Source organism: Brachybacterium sp. Marseille-Q7125 (assembly GCF_023062615.1).
Lineage (GTDB): Bacteria > Actinomycetota > Actinomycetes > Actinomycetales > Dermabacteraceae > Brachybacterium.
Window position 1 is genome coordinate 1 of the sequence record NZ_JALLAL010000129.1, and the last position, 911, is coordinate 911.

The following is a 911-nucleotide window of genomic DNA, read 5'->3' on the forward strand; positions in this document are numbered from 1 at the left end:
GGATGATCTTCTTCAAGCTCAACCCGGTCGCGTTTTGCATGTAGCGCGCGATGGCGAGAGCGGTGAACACGATGGTCAGGTGTGCTTCGATGGCGTCGCGTTGGTGGTGGAACATGGGGCGGGCCTGGAGGTCTGTTTTGCTCATCCGGAACGACTGCTCGACGTGCCACAGGTCGTGGTAACTGGAGATCACCTCGCCCGGGCCCATGATCGTGGCCGGGATATTGGTGACGTAGCCCTTGAGCCCCACCAGACGCCGCGCCGTCTCGAGAGCGCTGGTGTTCAGCACGTTCTTACCCCCGGCGCGGGTGACGAACCTCGTGGGGTGGGGCCGCTTCTCACCCTCGATGACCGCGATCGCCCGGTTCTCCTGTGCGGTCAGTGTTTTCCCGTCCCGCACGGCTCGTTTGCGGGAGTAGGCCCAGACCGCCCTCCAACACCCCGGATGCTCTCCCGGTTCCCAACTCGGCGCGTCACGTCGGTGCAGGTCAGCTACGGGTTTGGTGTTGGCGTGGCGGGGTGTGATGGTGTCGATGATCTGCCCGTCACTGAAGGCGTCGCCGTGCCAGTGGAAGTGGTGGGCAAGGTCGCTGGGGGCTTTGGTGACGCGTGAGCCGACGATGAACCGCAGCCCTGCCTCATCCAGCGCCGTCAGGTTCGCGGCTGAGAGCATCCCGGCGTCGGCGACGACGACCATGTCTGCGATCCCGTGGCGGGCTTGGAACTGCCGCATGATCGGCAGGATCGTCCGCGTCTCGGCGTGGTTGCCCTGGGCTTGTCAATCCGGCTCTTCACATTTGAGGGTGTAGGTGGGGTCTGAAGCCGCCTGCTTCGAGGAGGCTGCGGGCGATGTAGTGGGTGAGGTTGCGGAAACCGAGAGCGGAGCCGCGCAGATGCTCGAGACGGCCATT

At 64.7% G+C, this 911-nt stretch carries 1 pseudogene; it reads right to left on the bottom strand.

Going from position 1 to position 911, the window contains the following annotated elements:
* Window positions 1-769, bottom strand: a pseudogene (locus MU407_RS14020) (transposase); the annotation flags it as partial.
* Window positions 770-911 lie beyond the last annotated feature (142 nt).